Below are 21,651 nucleotides of genomic sequence, written 5' to 3'. Positions count from 1 at the left end.
CAACGCCCCGACCGAATGAATCGGTCGGGGCGCCAGGGGTTTAGCGGGTGCCGAGTTTGCGCAGGTTGCCAGGGGTGAATTCGTCTTCGGTGAAAGCGGTGGCGTTGAGCTTGGCCGGTTTCTGATCGATCAGCATCCGGTCAACCAGGTAGGACCCAGCGATCAGGTCGTGGTAGATGCCGAGGCGAGCGTGGTAACGCTGCATTTCGTAGGCATAGATCGAAGTCTGCATGTTGGTGCGCCACAACTGGCCACGGCTGTCGTAGTTGTCGGCCATGGTCGCGGACCAGGTGTCCTCGTCCAGGTACAGCACGCGCTTGGCGTACACGTGGCGGGCACCTTCCTTGAGGTCGGCCTGCAACACCCAGACGCGGTGCTTCTCGTAGCGCATGTACTGCGGATCGATGTGACCGGTGGTGGCCAGGATCTGGTCGGCCGTTACGCCTGGATCGTCGGTCTTGTAGTTGTGGTACGGAATGTAGATTTCCTTTTTGCCGACGATGGTCCAGTTGTAGCGGTCCGGCGCACCGTTGAACAAACGGTCTTCGTCGTACACACGAAAACCTCCCGCGCCGGTCGGCGAGTCGTAGCCCACGGTCGGCGCGCGACGTACCCGGCGTTGACCCGGGCTGTACTGCCAGGCCTGGCGGGGGGAGGAGGTCGGGTTGATGAACTCGTGACCGACCACGATCTCGCCTTTCTTGCGCACCGGTTCCAGGGTGGTGATCAGGAAGTTGGTGAGCACGCCGTTGGCCGTCTCCAGGGATTTGTCCGGACTGGACCAGATCGAGAAGATCTTGTAGTTGACTTCTTCGAGCACCTTTTCCTTGTTGGCGTACACCACCGCCTGGCCGTAGTTGGCCTCTTCAGTGTTGGCGCGCGACTGCAAGGTATGGTTGAACATCAACTCGCTGCCGTTCTTCGGGATCGGGAACGGCGAGGCACCCCAGGCGTTTTTCGTGTCGTTGTTGTCATTGTCGAGTTCGGCAGTGACGGCGTTTTTCTTGATCAGGTCTTCCATGCGCTGATCGAGGCGGAAGTCGCGGTGGCTCGGGTACACCGGGATCTTGAAGGTATCAGGGTAACGCTTGAGCAACGCTTTCTGGCCATCGGTCAGGTTGTTGGCGTACTTGTCCACGTTCTTCGAATCGATCACGAACAGTGGCTTTTCCGCGGCGTACGGGTCCGGATACGGGGTACCGGGGCCGGCGTACTTGAGACCTGGTGGCAGACCTCGCCATTTGCCGGACCAGGCCGGGATGCTGCCATCGGCGTTGCCGGCTTTTTCGGCGCCCATCGGGGTCAGGTCCTGGCCCAGGCGCGCGGCTTCTTCGGGGCTGACCTTGGCGTAGGCRAGGCCACTGCCGAGCAGGCCGACGGTCAGCGCGGTGCTCAATAATGTTTGGGTGAATCTGGACATGCTGTGCTCCTCCGATTGGGAAATCAGAACCGGTACTTGAAGTTGAGCGCGACGTTGTCGCGATCGGCCAACGGGCTGTTGTTGGCGTTGCCGAGGTAGGCGTTGTAGCGGGCCTCGACGGTGAAGTTGCCCAGGTAGCGCCACGAACTGCCGATGCTGGCGCGGTTATCGTTCTGGCCGGCGTTGATCGAGCCGACCATCGAGCTGTCGCCGTGGGCGGCGGCGCTGAAGGTGACAGGCACCGACATGTCCCATCCGCTGAACACGTTGTTGTAGTCAAAGTTCGCCTGCACCGTGTAGCCCCAGGCATCGCGGTCATTGACCAGGCTGTCGGTGCCCGGCAGCGCGAAGCCAGGGGCCAGGGTCACTGGCTGCGACTTGTCGTTGCTGACCACGGTGTTGTAGACCAGCTCGCCGGTCAGGCTGGTGTTGTCGGCGAAGGACGTCGGGCCGAGCACGTAGATCATCGACGTTTGCGCTTGTATGGTCTTGCCACGCACGGGGCTGGAGAAACCGTTGTCGACCATCACCGGCGTACCGTCGCGGTAGCTGACTTCACCGGCCCAGCTGATGTCGCCCAGCACCGTGGCGAAACTCGCGCCGAACAGGTCGATGTTGTCGAAGTAGCGCACCTGATAGCGGCCCAGGGTCGATGCGAAGTCCAGCGACGGGGTCTTGTCGTGATAACGCGCGTAGTAGATGCCGAACTCGGTGTTTTTCAGCGACTCGGCGGCATAGGTGAAGGCCAGACCGTACTGGCCGCTGTCGCTTGGCTTGTCGTCCTTCAGACGGGTGACAAAACCGGAGGCGTCGTTGAAGCCGCCCTCGTCGATGAAGTCGGTGGTGGAGAAGTAGCTACCCACGCCGAACAGCTCGGTCTTTTCCCACTTGTATTGGTAGTAGGCCTGGACTCCCAGGCTTTCGGTCAGGGCGAACTGGGTGAACAGTTGGCCGACCGGCAGCAGGATTTCCTTGACCTCGACGCCGGGGGTGGTCGCCTTGGTCGCGTCCACCGGGCTCTGGGCCGCGGAAATACCCGGATAGAACAGGCTCTCACCCCAGCTCACCACCTGGTTACCCACGCGCGCGTTGAGGGCGTGGCCGCTCACGTCCCAGGTGCCATAGGCGTAGTAATCGAGCATGCGCAATTCATTGCGGTGCTGGTCGATGGTGTCCTGGGAGAAGCGGTCAGGCTGGCTGCAATGGCCGCCGGCAAAGCAGTTCGAGGTGCCGGTGGTGTTGTCGTTGTCCTGATCGTAGACGTTGTCGTAGAAACCGGTCGCCCGGACGAACACACCGTAGTCGTCCTGCCACTTGATGTTGGCTTCGGTGAGAAAGCCGCTGCGGTTGTTGATCAGGCTGCCTTTGTCGAACGCGTTGTCGCCGTCGTTGCCGTTGGCATTGGCGGTCAGTTTGTGATCGCGAGACTCGGTCCGCCAGGCGAGGCTGTACGTCAGTGTGGTGTCCCAGTCGATGCTCAAGTCTTCGCTCGGCTGAAAGCTCATGGCATTAACGTGAGCGCTTAGTCCGCCAGCCAGCATCAATAGAACAAGCTGTGTGCGAGGGTGCTGTGTTGGTGGGGCGATTATTGTTTTTATCATGTCGTCCTCATGGCCCAGGTCAGACCTGCCCGACCTGCATTTCTGGGGGGTGATTGGTACTGTGGGCGACTATGGAGTCACGACTTGTGCGCAACATCGTCCAAGCGGACTAAGCGATTTGTACGGGGCGGCCGCAGGTCTGGCCTTAGTCTTATCGGACGATGAACACCCGGCGCTTGCGGCGAACAATCCCGAGACCGACTGCACCGGGCGAAGATCCGGCGGTGGCGGTTTCTGCCTGATGGGCGCTGAACAAGGGTGATCGCATGAACGCTGCCGGGATCAAATGGGACGAGTGCTGTGATGTGTTGGTGATTGGCTCGGGAGCCGGGGGCATGACCGCTGCGCTGCGCGCCCACGACCTGGGCCTGAATGCGTTGCTGATCGAAAAGAGCGGCGAGTACGGCGGCACCTCGGCGGTGTCCGGCGGCGGCATCTGGATCCCCAATAACCACCGGATCAATGCGATCGGCGGTAGTGATTCGGCGGCCGAAGCGATTGCCTACATCCGCGCCGTGACCCATGGCGAGATCGACGACGGGCGCATCGAAGCCTATGTCGAGCACGGCCGGGAGATGGTCGAGTACCTGGAACAACACACCCGCGTGCGCTTCGAGGCGCAACCGCGTTACGCCGATTACTATCCGGAAGTCGAGGGCGGTAAACCGGGCTATCGCTCGATGGATCCGCAACCGTTCGATGCCGCCGAGCTCGGTGAAGAATTCCTGCGTATGCGTGCGCCGTCCCCCGGCACCCTGATGATGGGGCGCATGGCGATGACCATGAAAGAAGCGCAGGTGCTGCTGTGCCGTGGCCCAGGCTGGTTGCGCCTGACCCTGCGGGTGATGTGGCGCTACTGGCGGGATCGCGAGGGGCGGCGCTTGTCCCGCCGCGACCGTTTTCTGACCCTGGGCAATGCCTTGATCGGTGCCTTGCGCTGTTCGTTGCAGGATCGCGGCAAGTCGCTGTGGCTCAACTGTGCGCTGGAAGAGCTGCTGCTGATCGGCGAGCGGGTCGGCGGGGCGCGGGTCAATCGCAACGGTCAGTTGCTCAACGTCAAGGCACGTTACGGGGTGATCATCGCCGCTGGGGGCTTCGAGCGTAATCAGGCGATGCGTGAGCAGTACCTGCCACAGCCGTCCCAGGCGAACTGGAGTGCCACGCCGCCGAACAATACCGGCGACGGCATTCGCGCCGGCCAGGCCCTTGGCGCGCGGACCGCGTTGATGGAGCACAGCTGGTGGGCGCCGACCACTTACGTCAAGGGCGAAGAAAAACAGCGTGCGCTGTTCGTTGAACGCACCTTGCCGGGGTGCGTGATGGTCAACGCGGCGGGGGAGCGTTTCGTCAACGAAGCCGCGCCCTACACCGATATTGTTTACGCGATGTACGCCAACAACCGCGAAGGCGCCGTGAGCGTGCCGTGCTGGATGGTGTTCGACGCCGAGTTCCGCCGCAAATACCCGTGCGGCGCCTTGCTGCCGGGCTATGCCCAGCGCGATTGGCAATTGCCCGAGCATCTGCGTGATTACTTCCACAAGGCATCGAGTCTGGAAGAACTGGCGACGAAAATCGGCGTCGATTCTGGCGGGCTGGTGCGCACCGTGCAGCGCTTCAACGGCATGGCCGTGCAGGGCGTCGACGAGGATTTCCACAAGGGTGAGTCGCTGTTCGATCGCTACTACGGCGACCCGAACGTGCAACCCAATCCGTGCCTGGCGCCGTTGCTCAAGAGGCCGTTCTACGCCGTGCGCATCGACGCCGGCGACATCGGCACCAAGGGTGGCCTGCTGACCGACGTACACGCCCGCGTGCTGCACGAAGACGGAGAACCGATCAACGGCCTGTACGCCATCGGCAACAGCGCCGCCTCGATGATGGGCCGCACCTATCCGGGCGCCGGTTCGACCATCGGCCCGGCCATGACCTTCGGTTACCTGGCGGCCAATCACATCAAGCGCCAGAGCGAAACCGCGTCGGCGAAAGCCTTGTTCGGGAGTGTCGAATGAACAGTCAGCGTCCACAGATTGCCGTTGTGACCGGCGCCAGTCGCGGAGTGGGTCAGGGCATTGCCCTGGCCCTCGGGGCGGCGGGCATGACGGTGTATGTCACCGGTCGCGCCCCGGCGCAGGGCGGGTCGAACTTGTACGGACATGCCTTGAGCGGTTCGCTGGAGGACACCGCTGCGGCAATCACCGCTGCCGGTGGGCGCGGTATCGCGGTGGTCTGTGATCACGCCGATGACGCGCAGGTTCAGGCGCTGTTTACCCGAGTAGAAGCAGAGTGCGGGCATCTGGATTTGCTGGTCAACAACGCCGCGTTCATCCATGACCGGTTGATCGAGCCAGGGCCGTTCTGGGCCAAACCGCTGGAGCTGGTGCGCATTCTCGACGTCGGCCTGCGCTCGGCCTACATTGCCAGCTACTATGCGGCACCGCTGTTGCTGAAAAGTACTCAAGGCCTGATTTGCTTCACGTCGTCGTTCGGTGCCGGCTGCTACATGCATGGCCCGGCGTATGGCGCGCAAAAGGCCGGGGTCGATAAGCTGGCGGCGGACATGGCGATTGATTTCGAAGGGCAGGGTGTAGCGGCGTTGTCGCTGTGGCTCGGCCCGCAACTGACCGAACGCACCAGGATTGCCGGTGAGCAGCATGGCGAGCAGTACCAGGCGTTTCTGGCTCACGCCGAAACCCCACAGTTCAACGGGCGGGTGATTCATGCCTTGCTCAATGATCCACAGTTGATGGCGTTGTCCGGGCAGACCCTGATCACCGCCGAAATCGCCCCTGGTTATGGCATCAGCGAAGCCGAAGGCCGCCAGCCGCCGTCCCACCGCACCATGCTCGGCGACCCGCGTCAACAGCATCCGGCGCGGGTGGTTTAATTCAGAGTCAGTACGACATACACAAAACCCTGTGGGAGCGTGCTCGCGATGACGGCAGAACATTCAACATCTATGTTGACTGACCTGACGCTATCGCGAGCAAGCTCGCTCCCACAGTTGAACTGTGTCGGACACGAAATCTGTGTGTACCCTCGAACATTGTGGGAGCGAGCTTGSTCCGGGCGGCGTTCCGACGATGAGGCCGGCACATCCAGCATTGATGTTGGCTGACACTCCGCTTTCGCGAGCAGGCTCGCTCCCACAGTTGAACTGTGTCGGACACGAAATCTGTGTGTACCCTCGAACATTGTGGGAGCGAGCTTGGTCCGGGCGGCGTTCCGACGATGAGGCCGGCACATCCAGCATTGATGTTGGCTGACACTCCGCTATCGCGAGCAAGCTCGCTCCCACGTGGATTGCGTTTAACTGACGGGCTGCAGCGCCCACTCGCGCAACACATTCTTGGTCACTTTGCCCGCCGCATTGATCGGCATGCTCTGCAGCACCCGCACCCGGCGTGGAACCTTGTAGTTGGCCATCTGCTCACGGCACCAGGCGAGGAACTGCGCCTGCTCGATTTCCATCCCGGGCGCGGGCAACAGGAATGCCATCGCCACCTCACCCATGCGCTCATCGGGAATGCCGATCACCGCTGCCTGGGCCACGCCGGGATAGGTCAGCAAACACTGCTCGATCTCCGCCGGATACACGTTGAAGCCGCCGGTGATGAACATGTCCTTGAGGCGGTCGGTGATGCGCAGGTAACCCTGTTCGTCGAGCATGCCGATGTCGCCGGTGTGCAGCCAGCCGTCGGCATCGAGTATTTCCTGGCTGGCTTCAGGATTGTTGAGATAGCCCTGCATCAGGTTGTAGCCGCGAATCTGCACTTCACCGGGAATGTTCGCCGGCTGGCTGCGACCGTTGTCGCCGACACAGCGCACTTGCACCCCCGGCATCGCCCGGCCACTGGTATTGGCGACCGTCTCCGCAGAATCACCGGAGCGGCAGATCGTGGCGAAACCGCAGACCTCCGTCAGGCCATACGCGGTGACGATGGTGGCGAAGCCGAGTTCGTCGCGCATGCGGTGGATCATCTCCACGGGGATTGCCGCTGCCCCGGTCACCGCCACGCGCAAGGAGCTCAGGTCGAATGCGTTGCGTTGCGGATGGGCCAGCAACGATTGGTACAGCGTCGGTGGCCCGGGCAACACGCTGATTCGCTCGCGCTGCACGCATTCGAGCACGGCCTGCACGTCGAACACCTGCTGCGGTAGCAGGGTGCAACCACGCATCAATGCGGCCAGCCAGCCGGCCTTGTAGCCGAAGGAGTGGAAGAACGGATTGACGATCAGGTAGCGATCGCTCTCGCGCAAACCGACGATATCGCTCCAGTCGCGCACGATTCGCAGGTTCTGGCCGTGGCTGGTCATCACGCCTTTGGGTTTGCCGGTGGTGCCCGAGGTAAACAGCACGTCGGACAAGGCCTGCGGGCCAACGCTCTGTTCGCGGGTGCGCAAGGCCAGGTGTGGCACGTCGGCCCCCAGGTCCATAAACCGCTCCCAAGCCAGGGTGCCCGCATTGGCGCCGCGCAGGCTGACGATGTGGCGCAGCTCAGGCAGGTCTTCCGACGCCAGCATGCCGGGGTAGTCCGCGCCGAGGAATTCGCCAATGGCAAACAGCACGCAGGTGCCGCTTTCGCGCAGGATGTAGCCGGCCTCGCTGCCCTTCATCCGGGTATTGAGCGGCACCAGGGCGGCACCGACGCTTTGCAGGGCGCCGGCGGCGACGATCCATTCCCACACGTTGGGTGCCCAGATCGCCACGCGGTCCCCGACCTGTACGTCGAGGGCCAGCAGTGCGCGGGCAGCCTGGCGGCGCAACTGGTCGAGTTGTCGGTAGCTGATGCTGTGGCCCGCGTCCTCGATGGCCGGGCGGTCGCCGTAGGCCTGGGCAGCGTTGGCGAACAGTTGAGCGATGGTCAGTGCGGTGGCGACAGGCGGCATGGGGCCTCCCCGGTTAGAAGACAGTTGCGAAAAAGGGAGTAGGCCGGGCAGGGCGCCCGGCCGGATTGCGAATTACTGGGCGGGCGGGGCGAAGCGGCGACCGGCGGAGAAACCACCGTCCACGGCGATCATCTGGCCGCTGACAAAGGACGCTTCGTCCGAGGCCAGGAACAGCGCGACGTTGGCCACTTCCTCCGGCTGCCCGGAGCGGCTGAGCATGTGCTGCGAGGCGAAGAAGGCGTGGAACGCGTCATTGTCACGGACCATGCTGGTCATCGGCGTTTCGATCAGGCCCGGGCACAGACCGTTGACGCGCACATTGGCGTGGCCGTAGTCGATCGCCATCGAGCGGGTCAGCTGGTTAATGCCGCCCTTGGACACGTTGTAGGCGACATTGCCGTCGCAGCCTTGCAGACCGAAGATCGAACCGACGTTGATGATCGAACCGCCGCGCTGCTCAACCATCGACGCCAGCGCGTACTTGCTGGTGAGCATGCTGCCGGTGAGGTTGATGTCCATCACCCGTTGCCAGTTGGCAGTGGTGGTCTGGGTCACGCTGCCCTGGTCGGCGACGCCGGCGGCGTTGACCAGTACGTCGATGCGCCCGAAGCGGCTGATGACTTCTTGCATGACCTGCTGCACCTGCGCTTCGTCGCGCACGTCCAGGGTCATGAACAGGCCGGGAAAGTCTGCCGGAGCGCTGCCGATGTCCAGCCCGATCACTTGCGCGCCTTCGGCAGCGAAACGGCGCACGCAGGCCAGACCGATACCCGAAGCGCCACCGGTGACCACCGCGACCTTATTCTGCAAACGAGTCATAACTGAACCTCTTTTGTTGTTGTGGGCTAATGCTGTGGCCGAGTCTAACTGCAGACCGGGGCCGAGTGATCGTCCGTTGAGACTAAGCAATAGATCCCCCATCCGGCACATTTCAACTGTAGGAGCGAGCCTGCTCGCGAAAAACGTCCGGGCACCGCGTTCATTCAGAAAGGGCGCGTTATCGTTGACGTCCATCGTCGGAACGCCGCCCGGAGCCGGCTCGCTCCTACAGGGGGATGTGTATCTTCAATCCGGGAATTTCAGGCGCACCTTCGCCCCGGTCGGTCGGCTCTGGCAGGCCAGTGTCCAGCCGTCGACCAGTTCCTTGGGTGTCAGCACGTCGTTGCGTGCCAACTGAACCTCGCCTTCCCTGACCACGCACATGCACGCGCCGCAGAAACCTTCTTCACAGGACGACGGCACATCCAGGCCGGCGGCCTTGCAACTTTGCAGCAGGGTGTCGCCGGGCTGGCAGGCGATTTCGTGTTGCTGTCCATCGAGCTCGACGATCAGCGCCTCGCACTGCGACCCCATCGCTGCCTCGCGGGCGAGGGCTTCTTCGGCCAGCAGTTCATCGGGGTCCGGCGGCGAGACGAAACGTTCGACATGGATCCGCTCGGCCGCTTCGCCCAGTGCCAGCAGCGTGCGCTCCACGGTGTCCATGAACGGACCCGGCCCGCAGATGAAGTAGTCGCCACCGGCCGATCCGCGCAGCAGATGACGGACCTGATGGTCCGTCAGGAAACCCTGCACCGAATCGAGGACGTGCACCACGTGCAGTTGATCAGGATGCGCCTTGATCAACCGGCACAGCTCGTCCTTGAATATCACCGACGCTTCATCGCGGTTGGCGTAGATCAACTTGATCGGCCGCCGGCTGCTGTGCAGCACCGACTTGAGAATGGAAAATACCGGGGTAATGCCCGAGCCGCCACCGAACAATACCAACGGTCTGTCGGTGTCAGCCGAGTGCTGCGGGTCCAGGCAGAAATGCCCGGCCGGTGGCAGCACTTCCAGCCAGTCGCCGACCTGCACTTCGTTCATCCAGTTCGACACCCGGCCACCGTCGACCCGTTTCACCGTGACCTTGGGCAGCGCGTCCGCGAGGGGCGAGCTGGCCATGGAATAGCAGCGGGTCAACAGTTTGCCGGCGAAGGGCACGCGAAAACTCAGGAACTGGCCCGGTTTGTAGCGAAAGCGCTCACGCAAGGTTGGCGGTACGTCCAGCACCAGCGAGCGCGCATCCAAGGTCTCGTCGATCACCGCGCACACTTGCAATGAGACACTTCCCGTCGTGTGTTCGGCCGGGGTCAGGTTCTGTTGTTGCGTGCCCATGTTCACCTCGGCCTCAGAGCCCGCTGATCAGTTGGGCGTTGTCGACGCGGATCTCGGCACCGTTGACGAACCGCGACTCGTCGGTGGCGAGGAATAGCACCACGTTGGCAATGTCCCGTGGCGCGGCCATGCGGTTCATCGGGTCTTGGTCCAGGGCTTCCTGAGGGATTGGCTGACCACCGGCCAGGGCCTGGGTCATCGGCGTGTTCACGCCATCCGGGTGCACGCTGTTGCAGCGGATGCGGTAGCCCTGCTGCTTGCAGTGCAGGGCAATGGAACGGGTCATCGCCGCCACCGCGCCTTTGGATGCCGAGTAGGCGCAGAACATCGGCATCGCGCCCAATGCGGCCACCGACGACATGTTGATGATCGAACCGCCACCGGTTTCCTTCATCGCCTGGATCGCGTACTTGCAGCCGAGGAAGTAGCCTTCGCCGTTGATTTTCTGCACCTTCTGCCACAGTTCCAGGGTGGTGTCTTCGATGCTGCCCAGGGCCAGGATCGCGGCGTTGTTGACCAGCACGTCGAGACGGCCGAAGTGTTCAACAGTAGTTTTCACCACGTTCTGCCAATCGCTTTCGCTGGCGATGTCGTGGCGGATGAACAGCGCATTGGCGCCGATTTCTGCAGCCACCTGGCGACCAGTTTCTTCGTTGAGGTCGGTCAGTACCACTTTGGCGCCTTCGCGGGCCAGCAGCAGGGCGTCTTCGCGACCGATACCGCTGGCGGCGCCGGTGATGATGCAGACTTTGCCTTCTACACGTTGCATTGTTGTTCTCCTGATCGTGCGGTTTGAAGTGCGAATTGGTCGGCCACGTGGGCGGCAGCCCGGCGACCGGAATAAATGCAGTCGGCCAGGGACAGGCCGGAGACATACAGGTTGGAGGCGACCCCGACCGCATTGCGGCCGGCGCTGTAGAGACCGTTTATTGGCTGGCCGGCGTGGTCCAGCACACGTCCGCTGTCCTCGCAGACCTTCAGCCCGCCCAGAGTGATGACCGGGCAGGGGAAAAGTTTGCTGTCAAAGGACAGGTCGAGGGCGTACCACGGGCCCTGGTCGAGGTCGGCGAGCATCGCGGCGGATTTGCCGAACTCGTCGGCGACTTCACCGCGTGCCGCACGGGAATAGCGTTCGACACTCTGGCGCAGCAGTTCCGGCGGCAGCTTGCAGCGTTTGGCCAACCCGGCCAGGCTGGTGCTGCGTTTGGCATTGAACAGCAGGTTGAGCAACACCGGCAGACGCTGGAAATTCCACACCTTGCCGGGGCCGACCTGACTGAGTGCTTCTCGAACCAGCGCCCGATTGAGAATCAGAATGGCGCGGCCGTCCTGTTCTTCGACCATGGCGTGGCCGAGGGTCGCGCCGTAGATTTCTTCGTTGGCGTAACGTTGTCCGCGAGCATTGACGATCAGCCCGCGGGCCCAGGCCAGTGGCGGGTTGATGAAGCGCCAGGCGCTGACCTTGTCCATCCGCGCCACGCTGCCACCGGCGCTCTGGCCCAGGGCGATGCCGCTGCCATTGCACCCGGTGGCGCCCAGCGGCAGACCGGCCAGGTACTGCGGCGCGTGTTGGCGCACCAGATCGCGATTGAAGATAAAGCCGCCGCTGCTCATTAGCACCGCCTGTTCGGCGCGAATCAACTGGCGAATGGCGCTGGTCTGTTCGATGTGACGCTGACGGGCGCGCAAGCGGTCGGCCAACGCTGGAGCGTACATATGAATGGCAGCGGCCCAGCGCGACAGACGCGCATGTTGTTTGGCGGCGCGGCTACCCGACGGCAACTGCCAGGCTTCGACGCCGATGACCTTGTCGTCGAGGTTGAGTACCAGACGCCGCACTTCGCACTGGCTGTGCAGGCGTGCACCGTGTCGCAAGGCGCTGGCCTTGAGTGGAGCGAACAGACTGGCACCGGACATGCCCGGGCCTTTGGTGCGGTGGCCACGGGGTGCCGGCTTGGCGCTGGCGGCATAGGCCGGCACGGCTTCGTTGCCGGAGTAATAGAGATAGTACTGGTCGCTCGGGTACGAGGTCTTGTGCGGCGGCACGCTGGCTTCGAACGCCGCGCCTTGGCGCTCCAGCCAGGCCAGTTGCTCGCGGCTGCCTTCGCAGAAATCCCGTAACGTCTCGGCGCTGACGGCGTCGCCGACTTCCTGACGCAGGTAATTGAACATGGCTTCGCTGGTGTCTTCATAGCCAGCCTGACACTGGTACGGCGTACCACCGCCGGCATATACCACGCCACCGCTCAGCGCCGTGGCGCCGCCGCCTTCGAAGCGATCCAGTGCGAGCACCGACAGGCCGCGAGCGCTGGCTTCGATGGCGGCACAGGCGCCGGCACCGCCAAACCCGACGATCAGCAAGTCGCAACGGTCATCCCATGGCAACTGGTCGGCGCTGTTCACTCGCAACGCCGTCAACCGGTTCAGGCTGTCCATGTTCGGGCCTCAGCCAGCAGCAGCGAGAGAAGGTGTTGGTTTGGCGGTGGTGGTGTAGCTGCCGTCGAGGTAGACCAGCGGGGTGATGGCGTCAGTGGTGTGGATCTGCAGGATGCGCCCGATGAACACGGTGTGGGTGCCATAGCTGAAGTGGCCGTCCTGGCGGCAGAGGATCGCCGACTGTGCGTCACCCAGGTAAGGAACACCGCCGGGGCTGGTCAGCCAGTTGCCACGGTCGAAGCGCGCTTCGCCCTTGATTGCGCCGCTGCACAGATGTGCCAGGTCCTGTTGTTCGACGCCGAGGATGTTGACGCAGAAGTCGGCACCGGTCGCCAGTGCGGCGTGGGGCGAGGCGGTCTTGTTGACGCAGATCAGCAGCGATGGCGGTTCGGTGCTCAGGGAGTCGACCGCGGTGGCGGCCATGGCGAACCGCTCGGAGCCGTTGCTGGTGCTGATAATGGTGACTGACTTGGCCAGGCGGCGCATGGCCTGGAGCATGTCGGCTTTGAGGTTGGCGTCGTTCATCGCACTGGGCCTTTTTTTGTTGGGGGTGGAGTGCGATGGATTCTTGCGCTGACGTCTAGCGCAAACATCGTCCGAGGGGACTAGGCATCAGGCCATTTCAATGTTGAATGTGCCGGCCTCATCGCGAGCAAGCTCGCTCCCACAGTTATCTGGGGCGCTCACAGGAATCGACCACACCTGATAACCCTGTGGGAGCGGGCTTGCCCTAATGCCAGTCAGTTAGGGCGCAAAACCTGTGGGAGCGAGCTTGCTCGCGATAGCGGACTGTCAGGCAATGCAGGTGTTGGCTATGCGATCGTCATCGTCGGAACGCCGCCCGGAGCAAGCTCGCTCCCACAGGAGTTGCGGTGTTCGAAGCGTTAACTGATCGGCATTAGGGCTTGCCCGCGAAGGCGGCCTTATAGACAACATCACTTTCACAGGCTCAATAAAAAACCCGGAAGCTTCCACTGTCCGGGTTTTTTATTGATCAACAACAATCAGCGGTTAAACCGCTCCACCAACGAATACTGGGTATTGGCAGTCCTGGTCAGCTCTTCACTCAGCAACGCCGAGTTCTGCGCCTGTTCCGAGGTCCGGTCCGCCAGTTCCGAAATGTTGCTGATGTTGCGGCTGATTTCTTCGGCCACGGCACTTTGCTCTTCGGTCGCGGCAGCGATCTGGGTGGTCATGTCGGTGATGTTGGCCACCGCCTCGCTGATCCCCACCAGCGCCTGGTCCGCTTCCAGTACCCGCGCCACGCCTTCTTCCGCCTGACGATGTCCGGCTTCCATGGTCTGTACGGCGGTACCGGCGGTTTGCTGGAGCTTGGCGATCAGCGCATGAATCTGCCCGGTGGACTCGCTGGTGCGTTGCGCCAGCTGACGGACTTCGTCGGCCACCACCGCAAAACCGCGACCCATTTCGCCGGCACGGGCCGCTTCGATGGCGGCGTTCAGGGCCAGCAGGTTGGTCTGGTCGGCGATGCCTTTGATCACGTCGACCACGCCACCGATTTCGTTGCTGTCCTTGGCCAGTTGGGTCACGGTCACGCCGGTTTCACCGACCACCACCGACAGGCGCTGGATGGCTTCGCGGGTCTCCCCGGCGATGTCACGACCACGACCGGTCAGGCGATTGGCTTCCTGGGTGGCATCGGCGGTGCGTTGTACGTGGCTGGCGACTTCCTGGGTGGTAGCGGCCATCTGGTTGACCGCAGTGGCCACCTGCTCGGTCTCGACGCGCTGGCGCTCCAGGCCGCTGGAGCTGTTGTGCGCCAGGGCATCGGATTGCCTGGCCTGATCGGTCAGGTGTTCGGCCGTGTCCTGCAGGCGGGTCAGGCAGGTTTTCAGGCGTGCTTCCTGACTGAGGATGGACATTTCCAGACGCGCCTGGGCGCCGCGACTGTCGGTGTACATCTGCGCGATCAATGGATCGGAGGTGGTCTGCTCAGCCAGGCGCAGCAAGCGCTTGAGGCCACGCTGCTGCCACTGAAGGCCCATCAGGCCCAGCGGCACCGAGAGCCCTGCTGCCAGGGCAAACCCCCAATGGGAGTTCAGCGATGCACCAATCATGAAGCTCAATTGGCTGACCAGAATGAACGGCAGCCAGTCCTGCAGGATCGGCAACCATTTATCCGAGGAGGGAACGGCCGACTTGCCCTGGTTGATGCGTAGGTAGAGCGCTTCGGCGCGGCGGATCTGTTCGGCAGTGGGCTTGACCCGCACCGACTCGTAACCGATCACCTGATTGCCTTCGAAGATCGGTGTCACATAGGCGTTCACCCAGTAATGATCACCGCTCTTGCAGCGATTCTTGACAATGCCCATCCATGGCAAGCCTTGTTTCAGTGTGCCCCACATGTGCGCGAACACCGCGGCCGGGACGTCGGGGTGACGGACCAGGTTGTGCGGTGCGCGGATCAGCTCCTCCCGGGAAAACCCGCTGATTTCGACGAAGGCGTCGTTGCAGTAGGTGATCATGCCCTTGGCATCGGTGGTGGAAATCAACCGTTGCTGAGCCGGGAAGGTCCGCTCGCGCTGTGTAATTGGCTGGTTGTTACGCATGGCTTTTTCAATCCGCAAGGCTTTCAAGAGTTGTCGGCTGCGTCGCGGATTTATTGAATGTTTTTTAAGCGCCTGACGTGTGTCACAAATTCGACCTGTGTTGAAAGGATTGACCTATCCGGCAGTTGAACTTTTCAGGGGTTCCTGCATTTACATTAATGGAATTTGATTGTTGTTCAGTTTCTGGAAAAGGGCTGGGGATGAATGGGGCGAGTAGCAATGCGTAAGCAGGTTGCAATCATAGGGACGTCGTTCCGTTTTCAATGTCGTCTGTTACACCGCTTTCGCGAGCAGGCTCGCTTGTACAGGTGTTTTGTGCGGATTTGAAGTTCAGGCCGCACCCACATCCCGCATCAATAACCCAAACTCCAGATCCACCGCATCCGGTATCGGCAAATACACCGTATGCCCATCGCCCGGCGCTTTGTCGATCGCTTCGCCTTTAGCGTTTTGCAACTGATGCAGATCGAAGTGGAAGTTGCCCTTGGGCGTCATCAGTTCCATGTGGTCGCCCAGGCCGAAGCGGTTCTTCACCCTGACCTCGGCCAGGCGGTCCCGCCGCTGCCCGGTCAGTTCACCGACAAACTGCTGGCGCTCCGACACCGAGCTGCCGTTCTGGTAGTTCTGGTATTCGTCATGCACGTGCCGGCGCAGAAAGCCTTCTGTGTAGCCGCGCTGGGCGAGGGATTCCAGGTCGGTCATCAGGCCGCGGTCGAAGGCCCGGCCCGCCACCGCATCGTCGATGGCGCGGCGATAGACCTGGGTGGTGCGCGCACAATAAAAGTGCGATTTGGTCCGGCCTTCGATTTTCAGGGAGTGCACGCCCATGTGCGTCAGGCGTTCGACGTGCTGCACGGCGCGCAGGTCCTTGGCGTTCATGATGTAAGTGCCGTGCTCGTCTTCGAAGGCGGGCATCTGTTCGCCGGGACGATTGGCTTCCTGCAACAGGAACACCTGGTCGGTAGGCGCGCCGATGCCCAGGGTCGGTTCGGGATCGAATGTCTGGACGATCTCGCCGAGCTGGTTTTCGGTAGCCGGTTGCGCTGAATATTTCCAGCGACAGGCATTGGTGCAACTGCCCTGATTGGCATCGCGCCTGTTCATGTAGCCCGACAGCAGGCAGCGCCCGGAATAGGCCATGCACAACGCGCCGTGCACGAACACTTCCAGTTCCATGGCGGGCACCTGCTCGCGGATCTCGGCGATTTCTTCCAGCGACAGCTCCCGGGACAGGATGATCCGGCTCAGGCCTTGCTGCTGCCAGAACTCGACACTCGCCCAGTTCACCGTATTGGCCTGCACCGAAAGGTGGATCGGCATCTGCGGGTAGTGCCGGCGCACCAGCATGATCAGGCCGGGGTCGGACATGATCAGTGCATCCGGGGCCATGGCGATCACCGGTTCAAGGTCCTTGAGGAAGGTCCTGAGCTTGGCGTTGTGCGGCGCGATGTTCACCACCACGTAGAAGCGCTTGCCCTGTGCCTGTGCCTCGCGAATGCCCAGAGCCAGGTTGGCGTGATCGAATTCGTTGTTGCGCACCCGCAGGCTGTAGCGCGGCTGGCCGGCATACACGGCATCGGCGCCGTAGGCGAAGGCGTAACGCATGTTTTTCAGGGTGCCGGCGGGGGCGAGCAGTTCTGGCGCGCAGAGGTTCATGGCGGTGTCGATCGCAAAAGCCGCACAGGGTAAATGCCCTGTGGCGAGGGTTTATTGACCTGGATCTATGCCTGATCAACAAACCGATGGCATTCGCCCGAGCCGAGGCGGGCTAAACATCATCGTCAGCTATTTCATACAGCTGCCTCAGGCGCTGAGCCTGCCGGACTGGCCGGTGCCGATGCGTTGCGACAATGCCTGGGCGGCGGGCAGCGAAGTGAGCGGGCCGCTGATCTGCACGCCGTCCTGGACGAGGTACCAGCAGGCGAGCATGCCCAGCTCTCTGAGCTGTGGGGGAACCGCGCTGCCGATAACGGACATGATCTGAACCTTGGACATGACAAGTACCTCCATCAATCTGTGGAGTTACTTTAAGGTCCGGGTGCCTTGAGGGGTAATCAACGCTTTCGATAGTGGTCATTGATGCCAGCGGGGGCAAACGACCGTCGGTCGGTCAGCTGACCACCTGATCGAGCATATGAACCACTTCCTGCTCGTTGAGCAGGCCCTTGCGCACCAGGCTTTGTGTCAGCAGCGAGAGAAACTTGGCGCTGCGATGGCCTTCCAGGTGCTTGAGTTCGGTCAGTGCGTTGTAGACCTTGCTGGAGGTGCACAGACCGACGATGCGGTGCGGGTTTTGCGTTGGCATGTGGTCGTCCTTGTTGTTATCAACCTGTTATCGACGGACAGCACCGAGCTTGCGGAGCTGTCATGACAAAAATATGACCGTTTTTTGCCGCACGGCAGAAAACGGGTCAGTCCATCTTGCCCGTTTCCACCACGTGCATTGTCCCGATAGCGACCTTGGCGAGATTTATCCAGACCTGCACCGACAAACGGGCATAAAAAACCCCGCTGTTTCAGCGGAGCTTGATGAGTCCGTTACCAGCGGCCGTAGTGATGGCCGTAGTAGCCGCGTGGCGGGCCGTAGTAACCACGGGGTGGTCCGTAGTATATCGGAGCCGGGCGGTAGTAGATCGGTTGTTCCACATAGACCGGGGCCGGCTGGTAGTAAACCGGAGGCGGTGGTGCGTAATAAACCGGCGCGGGTTGGTAGTAGACCGGTTGCGGTGCGACATAAACCGGGCGGTTGGCGTTGATCAGGGCCGAGCCGACAATGGCAGTGCCGACGATCGCGCCAAACACCGCCGGGCCTTGCCAGTAATTGCCTCCACCATGGGCTTGCGCCTGTCCTGCAATAGCGAGGGCGCCGATCAGCAAGGCAACTGTGGGGACTTTACGGATCATGATAGTTCCTCGGTTCTTCAGCCCGGCGCCTGTGTCTGCAATAGACCCAAGGATTGTCGCGGGGATACTTCTAAGACAGCGTTTTTCTGAAAAACAGCACGGCCGCCAGGTAAATTTTGTGTAAGGTCTGTACCGACTTTCTTAGCGACCTGTGTAAGCCCGTGTAATCACGCTTATATGATCGATCAGAACCCGATGGAGGACTAATCCCGTCCATCCGAAAAGTGCATTTGAAGGAGCTTTCCCATGCAGATGAACCCCAACAAAGACACCCAGCTGTGCATGTCCCTTTCAGGGCGTCCCGGGAACTTTGGTCTGCGTTTTCACAATCATCTGTATGAACAACTGGGCCTGAATTTTTACTACAAGGCCTTTGCCAGCCAGGACCTGCCGGGCGCCGTTGCCGGCATTCGCGCCTTGCGGATTCGTGGTTGTGGCGTGTCGATGCCGTTCAAGGAAGCCTGCATTGCCCTGGTGGATGAACTCGACGCCTCGGCCGCCGCCATTCAATCGATCAACACCATCGTCAACACCGACGGTCATCTCAAGGCCTACAACACCGATTACATCGCCGTGGCCCAGTTGCTGGAAAAACACCAGGTGCCGAGGAACTCGACCTTTGCCCTGCGCGGCAGCGGTGGCATGGCCAAGGCCGTGGCGAGCGCCTTGCGCGATGGCGGCTATGAAAACGGCCTGATCGTGGCCCGCAACGAGCGTGCCGGCCAGGCGCTGGCGCAGTCGCTGGGGTATGAGTGGCAGGCAGAGCTGGGCAATCGTCGCCCGCAGATGCTGGTCAACGTCACCCCGATCGGCATGACGGGAGGGCCGGAGGCCGAACAACTGGCCTTTGAGGCTGATGTGATCGAAAAAGCGGAAACTGTCTTCGATGTGGTGGCGATTCCGTCGGAAACGCCGTTGATCGTGCGTGCTCGTGCCGCAGGCAAGCGGGTCATCACCGGTCTGGAAGTGATCGCGATCCAGGCACTGGAGCAATTTGTGCTCTATACCGGCGTACGACCGACGGACGAGCAATTCCACAAGGCCGTGGCGTTTGCCCGCAGCTAGGAGGTATCCATGCATCCGCCCATTCTCAATCTGAATTCGATTGAACTTGAACCGCTGCCCGAAGCGTTTGCGCCGACCGGTGAAACCGCCGGTCGCTATCAACAGCGTCTGGCCCGTGTCGGTCAGCAACTGGGGGCGCAAAAGCTGGGTTATCGCCTGTATGTGCTGGAGCCAGGCATGCGCGGCAGCCCGTTTCACAGTCATCGGGTCAATGAGGAAATGTTCTACGTCGTGGCCGGGGAAGGGCAAGTCCGCCTGGGATCCGAACGTTTTCCAATCCGTGCCGGCGATGTGATCGCCTGTCCACCGGGCGGGCCTGAAAAGGCGCATCAGATCATCAATACCAGCAACGGCGAGTTGCGGTACCTGGCCGTCAGCACCCAGCAATCACCGGAGATCTGTGAATACCCGGATTCCGGCAAATACGCCGTGATGGATGACTTCAAGGTGGATACCGAAGGTCATGCTTCGGGTTTTGTTGCAGTGGCCCGGCAGGCCGATGGGGTGGATTACTGGGACAGCGAGTAAGCGCAGCCCCCAAAACCACTGTRGGAGCGAGCYTGCTCGCGATAGCGTCGGCCCATCCGGCAWTGATGTGACTGACAGTCCGCCATCGCGAGCAGGCTCGCTCCTACAGGTTTTGTGTCGGTCACCAATACCAAGCCAGTCCACGATCCACTGTRGGAGCGAGCYTGCTCGCGATAGCGTCGGCMCATCCRGCACTGAKGTGACTGACRGKCCGCCATCGCGAGCAGGCTCGCTCCTACAGGTTTTGTGTCGGTCACCAATACCAAGCCAGTCCACGATCCACTGTGGGAGCGAGCTTGCTCGCGATAGCGTCGGCCCATCCGGCATTGATGTGACTGACAGTCCRCCATCGTCGGAACGCCGCCCGGAGCAGGCTCGCYCCTACAGGTTTTGTGTCGGTCACCAATACCAAGCCAGTCCACGATCCACTGTRGGAGCGAGCYTGCTCGCGATAGCGTCGGCCCATCCGGCAATGATGTGACTGACAGTCCGCCATCGTCGGAACGCCGCCCGGAGCAGGCTCGCTCCTACAGGTTTTGTGTCGGTCACCAATACCAAACCAGTCCACGATCCACTGTGGGAGCGAGCTTGCTCGCGATAGCGTCGGCCCATCCGGCATTGATGTGACTGACAGTCCACCATCGTCGGAACGCCGCCCGGAGCATGCTCGCTCCTACAGGCTTTGTGTCAGGCAATTATTCTGGTTACTCGAGCCGGGCCAGCCTTTCTTCCAGCGCCGCAATCCGCGCTTCCAGCTCTTCGAACCGTTCAACCGAAACCCCGCTGCCACCACGCTCTGCCGGGTTTTGCCGTGCCGCCATGATCGCCTCGATATCCGCCGGATCGCCCAGGGCGTGGGTATAGCGGTCTTCACGCTGGCCGGCCTGACGCGGAATCAGTACGGCCAGGCCTCGGGCAATCAGGCGTTCGAGTTGATGCACCACCTGTTCGGCATCTTCGAATTCATGCATGCGGCCGCTGCGGGTCAGCAGTTCATTGACGGTCTGCGGACCGCGCAGAAACATCAGCCCGGTCAGGACGAGCTGCGCCGGCACCAGTTCCAGGGCCTTGCCGACCTTGTGTTCCCAGCGGTCGGCGCGGCTGCCCATCACCAGTCTGGTGAAACCGCGTCCTTCGAGGACGCGCAGGCTATGGCCGACCTGGCCTGGTGTGAGGTTCATCACCGGTTCGCGGCTGGTTTTCTGGTTGCAGGCAATCACCAGGGCATTGAGGGTCAGGGGATAGGTTTCCGGGCTGGTGGCCTGTTTCTCGATCAACGAGCCCAGAATGCGGATTTCCGTACTGTCGAGCCGCTGCTCGTCTAAAGTCGTCTCTTGCTCAGTGCTCATGGTTCTGCGTCCTTAGCCGATTCATGTTTTTCACTCGCGTGGGTGCACTTTAGATGGGCAAGCGCCAATGGCAACCGAATTCGTTGCGTCATCAAGGGAATGATGACAAAAAGTGTATGAAATATTAACGCCATTTTTACAATTGGCCGGGCACCGTATGCGGGGTCGCGCGCGAGTGCGTCCACAGGGCGGGATATTGTTGGCGTCATCGCCCAAAATAGCTGAACCCTGCATCGAGTCGGCCGGTGTACGACACCTTCATTCGCCTCTGATAAAAGAAATCCAATAAAGGCGAGAGTGACTCTATGAGCCAAGACATTTTTGTATCCGTACTGATCCCCGCCAAGAACGAAGCGAACAACCTCAAGCCATTGCTTGAGGAAATCCGCGTCGCATTGGCCGCTGAATCTTACGAAATCATCGTCGTCGACGATGGCAGCACCGATTCGACCCTGCAGGAACTGCGGCAGATCCGCCACGACGGCTTGAACACCCTGCGCATCCTCCATCACGAACGCTCGCTGGGGCAGAGCACTTCGCTGTACCACGCCGCGCGGGAGGCCCGCGGGCAGTGGCTGGCGACCCTCGATGGCGACGGCCAGAACGACCCGGCGGACATCCCCGGCATGCTGGCGCTGGTGCGCGGCGAACCGGGTCAGGTTGACGTGCAACTGGTCGCCGGGCATCGGGTCAATCGCCGTGATACGGCGAGCAAGCGCTACGCGTCGCGGCTCGCC

The 21,651-nt window shown here is 61.8% G+C and carries 19 protein-coding genes; 5 read left to right on the top strand and 14 right to left on the bottom strand.

Translation table 11 applies throughout. The features are described 5' to 3' along the window. Positions 1–40: 40 nt before the first annotated feature. Both AC1DRN_RS26375 and AC1DRN_RS26370 read right to left on the bottom strand, forming a co-directional pair. The gene (locus tag AC1DRN_RS26375) at positions 41–1,420 is read right to left on the bottom strand and encodes a DUF1329 domain-containing protein (RefSeq protein ID WP_223463225.1); all 1,380 of its coding nucleotides are present in this window, start codon (positions 1,418–1,420) and stop codon (positions 41–43) included. Positions 1,421–1,443: 23 nt separating this feature from the next. Beyond that, positions 1,444–2,961 (bottom strand): DUF1302 domain-containing protein, encoded by a 1,518-nt coding sequence (locus AC1DRN_RS26370; protein WP_457266112.1) that lies wholly within the window; start codon positions 2,959–2,961, stop codon positions 1,444–1,446. Between the two features lie 326 nt (positions 2,962–3,287). Between AC1DRN_RS26370 and AC1DRN_RS26365 the strand changes: the two genes are divergently transcribed. After that, positions 3,288–5,030, top strand: coding sequence for an FAD-binding protein (locus AC1DRN_RS26365; protein WP_223463227.1), 1,743 nt, complete (start codon positions 3,288–3,290; stop codon positions 5,028–5,030). Beyond that, positions 5,027–5,905, top strand: coding sequence for an SDR family NAD(P)-dependent oxidoreductase (locus AC1DRN_RS26360; RefSeq protein ID WP_223463228.1), 879 nt, complete (start codon positions 5,027–5,029; stop codon positions 5,903–5,905). Before AC1DRN_RS26365 ends, AC1DRN_RS26360 begins: the two co-directional genes overlap by 4 nt. Before the next feature lie 422 nt (positions 5,906–6,327). Here AC1DRN_RS26360 and AC1DRN_RS26355 read toward each other — a convergent pair whose 3' ends face one another. The 11 genes from AC1DRN_RS26355 to AC1DRN_RS26305 form a co-directional block, all read right to left on the bottom strand. Then, positions 6,328–7,908 carry a FadD3 family acyl-CoA ligase gene (locus AC1DRN_RS26355; protein ID WP_223463229.1) on the bottom strand — a complete coding sequence of 527 codons (1,581 nt, stop codon included), beginning with the start codon at positions 7,906–7,908 and terminating at the stop codon, positions 6,328–6,330. Positions 7,909–7,980: 72 nt separating this feature from the next. Further along, positions 7,981–8,727: an SDR family NAD(P)-dependent oxidoreductase gene (locus tag AC1DRN_RS26350; RefSeq protein WP_223463230.1), complete on the bottom strand. Its 747-nt coding sequence runs from the start codon at positions 8,725–8,727 to the stop codon at positions 7,981–7,983. Between the two features lie 246 nt (positions 8,728–8,973). Next, positions 8,974–10,062, bottom strand: a complete 1,089-nt coding sequence (locus AC1DRN_RS26345) for a ferredoxin--NADP reductase (RefSeq protein WP_223463231.1) — start codon at positions 10,060–10,062, stop codon at positions 8,974–8,976. Positions 10,063–10,075: 13 nt separating this feature from the next. Then, positions 10,076–10,831 carry a glucose 1-dehydrogenase gene (locus tag AC1DRN_RS26340; RefSeq protein ID WP_223463232.1) on the bottom strand — a complete coding sequence of 252 codons (756 nt, stop codon included), beginning with the start codon at positions 10,829–10,831 and terminating at the stop codon, positions 10,076–10,078. After that, the gene (locus AC1DRN_RS26335) at positions 10,819–12,498 is read right to left on the bottom strand and encodes an FAD-binding protein (protein WP_223463233.1); all 1,680 of its coding nucleotides are present in this window, start codon (positions 12,496–12,498) and stop codon (positions 10,819–10,821) included. Before AC1DRN_RS26335 ends, AC1DRN_RS26340 begins: the two co-directional genes overlap by 13 nt. Positions 12,499–12,507: 9 nt before the next feature. Then, the gene (locus AC1DRN_RS26330; RefSeq protein ID WP_223463234.1) at positions 12,508–13,023 is read right to left on the bottom strand and encodes a flavin reductase family protein; all 516 of its coding nucleotides are present in this window, start codon (positions 13,021–13,023) and stop codon (positions 12,508–12,510) included. A 479-nt stretch (positions 13,024–13,502) separates the two neighbouring features. Further along, complete coding sequence (locus AC1DRN_RS26325) at positions 13,503–15,068, bottom strand: methyl-accepting chemotaxis protein (protein WP_223463235.1); 1,566 nt, start codon at positions 15,066–15,068, stop codon at positions 13,503–13,505. A gap of 330 nt (positions 15,069–15,398) precedes the next feature. Next, positions 15,399–16,724 (bottom strand): prephenate-dependent tRNA uridine(34) hydroxylase TrhP, encoded by a 1,326-nt coding sequence (gene trhP / locus AC1DRN_RS26320; RefSeq protein ID WP_223463236.1) that lies wholly within the window; start codon positions 16,722–16,724, stop codon positions 15,399–15,401. Positions 16,725–16,871: 147 nt separating this feature from the next. Next, a complete protein-coding gene (locus AC1DRN_RS26315) occupies positions 16,872–17,063 on the bottom strand; it encodes a hypothetical protein (RefSeq protein ID WP_223463237.1) in 192 nt (63 codons plus the stop codon). 115 nt (positions 17,064–17,178) lie between these two features. Beyond that, a complete protein-coding gene (locus tag AC1DRN_RS26310) occupies positions 17,179–17,373 on the bottom strand; it encodes a hypothetical protein (RefSeq protein ID WP_008052996.1) in 195 nt (64 codons plus the stop codon). Between the two features lie 233 nt (positions 17,374–17,606). Then, positions 17,607–17,972, bottom strand: coding sequence for a hypothetical protein (locus AC1DRN_RS26305; protein ID WP_223463238.1), 366 nt, complete (start codon positions 17,970–17,972; stop codon positions 17,607–17,609). Between the two features lie 246 nt (positions 17,973–18,218). On the opposite strand from AC1DRN_RS26305, the gene AC1DRN_RS26300 reads away from it, so the two are divergent. Continuing rightward, the gene (locus AC1DRN_RS26300; protein ID WP_223463239.1) at positions 18,219–19,037 is read left to right on the top strand and encodes a shikimate 5-dehydrogenase; all 819 of its coding nucleotides are present in this window, start codon (positions 18,219–18,221) and stop codon (positions 19,035–19,037) included. A 9-nt stretch (positions 19,038–19,046) separates the two neighbouring features. After that, the gene (locus AC1DRN_RS26295; RefSeq protein ID WP_223463240.1) at positions 19,047–19,565 is read left to right on the top strand and encodes a cupin domain-containing protein; all 519 of its coding nucleotides are present in this window, start codon (positions 19,047–19,049) and stop codon (positions 19,563–19,565) included. Positions 19,566–20,269: 704 nt separating this feature from the next. Here the strand turns inward: AC1DRN_RS26295 and AC1DRN_RS26290 are convergent. Further along, positions 20,270–20,914: a YceH family protein gene (locus tag AC1DRN_RS26290; RefSeq protein WP_223462621.1), complete on the bottom strand. Its 645-nt coding sequence runs from the start codon at positions 20,912–20,914 to the stop codon at positions 20,270–20,272. 305 nt (positions 20,915–21,219) lie between these two features. On the opposite strand from AC1DRN_RS26290, the gene AC1DRN_RS26285 reads away from it, so the two are divergent. Continuing rightward, positions 21,220–21,651: glycosyltransferase family 2 protein (locus AC1DRN_RS26285; protein WP_477786843.1), on the top strand; the 432-nt coding region annotated here is incomplete at its 3' end.

The organism is Pseudomonas sp. P5_B3, assembly GCF_056400405.1.
The sequence above is the reverse complement of the archived record's forward strand: the minus strand, read 5'-3'. Positions and strand labels throughout refer to the sequence as shown.

What these genes read in the sequence shown, in the direction of transcription:
- AC1DRN_RS26310 (WP_008052996.1), bottom strand. Translation starts at nt 17,373, where the DNA reads ATGCCAACGCAAAACCCGCACCGCATCGTCGGTCTGTGCACCTCCAGC.
- AC1DRN_RS26325 (WP_223463235.1), bottom strand. Translation starts at nt 15,068, where the DNA reads ATGCGTAACAACCAGCCAATTACACAGCGCGAGCGGACCTTCCCGGCT.
- trhP (WP_223463236.1), bottom strand. Translation starts at nt 16,724, where the DNA reads ATGAACCTCTGCGCGCCAGAACTGCTCGCCCCCGCCGGCACCCTGAAA.
- AC1DRN_RS26370 (WP_457266112.1), bottom strand. Translation starts at nt 2,961, where the DNA reads ATGCTGGCTGGCGGACTAAGCGCTCACGTTAATGCCATGAGCTTTCAG.
- AC1DRN_RS26315 (WP_223463237.1), bottom strand. Translation starts at nt 17,063, where the DNA reads ATGTCCAAGGTTCAGATCATGTCCGTTATCGGCAGCGCGGTTCCCCCA.
- AC1DRN_RS26300 (WP_223463239.1), top strand. Translation starts at nt 18,219, where the DNA reads ATGCAGATGAACCCCAACAAAGACACCCAGCTGTGCATGTCCCTTTCA.
- AC1DRN_RS26335 (WP_223463233.1), bottom strand. Translation starts at nt 12,498, where the DNA reads ATGGACAGCCTGAACCGGTTGACGGCGTTGCGAGTGAACAGCGCCGAC.
- AC1DRN_RS26350 (WP_223463230.1), bottom strand. Translation starts at nt 8,727, where the DNA reads ATGACTCGTTTGCAGAATAAGGTCGCGGTGGTCACCGGTGGCGCTTCG.
- AC1DRN_RS26330 (WP_223463234.1), bottom strand. Translation starts at nt 13,023, where the DNA reads ATGAACGACGCCAACCTCAAAGCCGACATGCTCCAGGCCATGCGCCGC.
- AC1DRN_RS26305 (WP_223463238.1), bottom strand. Translation starts at nt 17,972, where the DNA reads ATGATCCGTAAAGTCCCCACAGTTGCCTTGCTGATCGGCGCCCTCGCT.
- AC1DRN_RS26345 (WP_223463231.1), bottom strand. Translation starts at nt 10,062, where the DNA reads ATGGGCACGCAACAACAGAACCTGACCCCGGCCGAACACACGACGGGA.
- AC1DRN_RS26290 (WP_223462621.1), bottom strand. Translation starts at nt 20,914, where the DNA reads ATGAGCACTGAGCAAGAGACGACTTTAGACGAGCAGCGGCTCGACAGT.
- AC1DRN_RS26340 (WP_223463232.1), bottom strand. Translation starts at nt 10,831, where the DNA reads ATGCAACGTGTAGAAGGCAAAGTCTGCATCATCACCGGCGCCGCCAGC.
- AC1DRN_RS26295 (WP_223463240.1), top strand. Translation starts at nt 19,047, where the DNA reads ATGCATCCGCCCATTCTCAATCTGAATTCGATTGAACTTGAACCGCTG.
- AC1DRN_RS26365 (WP_223463227.1), top strand. Translation starts at nt 3,288, where the DNA reads ATGAACGCTGCCGGGATCAAATGGGACGAGTGCTGTGATGTGTTGGTG.
- AC1DRN_RS26360 (WP_223463228.1), top strand. Translation starts at nt 5,027, where the DNA reads ATGAACAGTCAGCGTCCACAGATTGCCGTTGTGACCGGCGCCAGTCGC.
- AC1DRN_RS26355 (WP_223463229.1), bottom strand. Translation starts at nt 7,908, where the DNA reads ATGCCGCCTGTCGCCACCGCACTGACCATCGCTCAACTGTTCGCCAAC.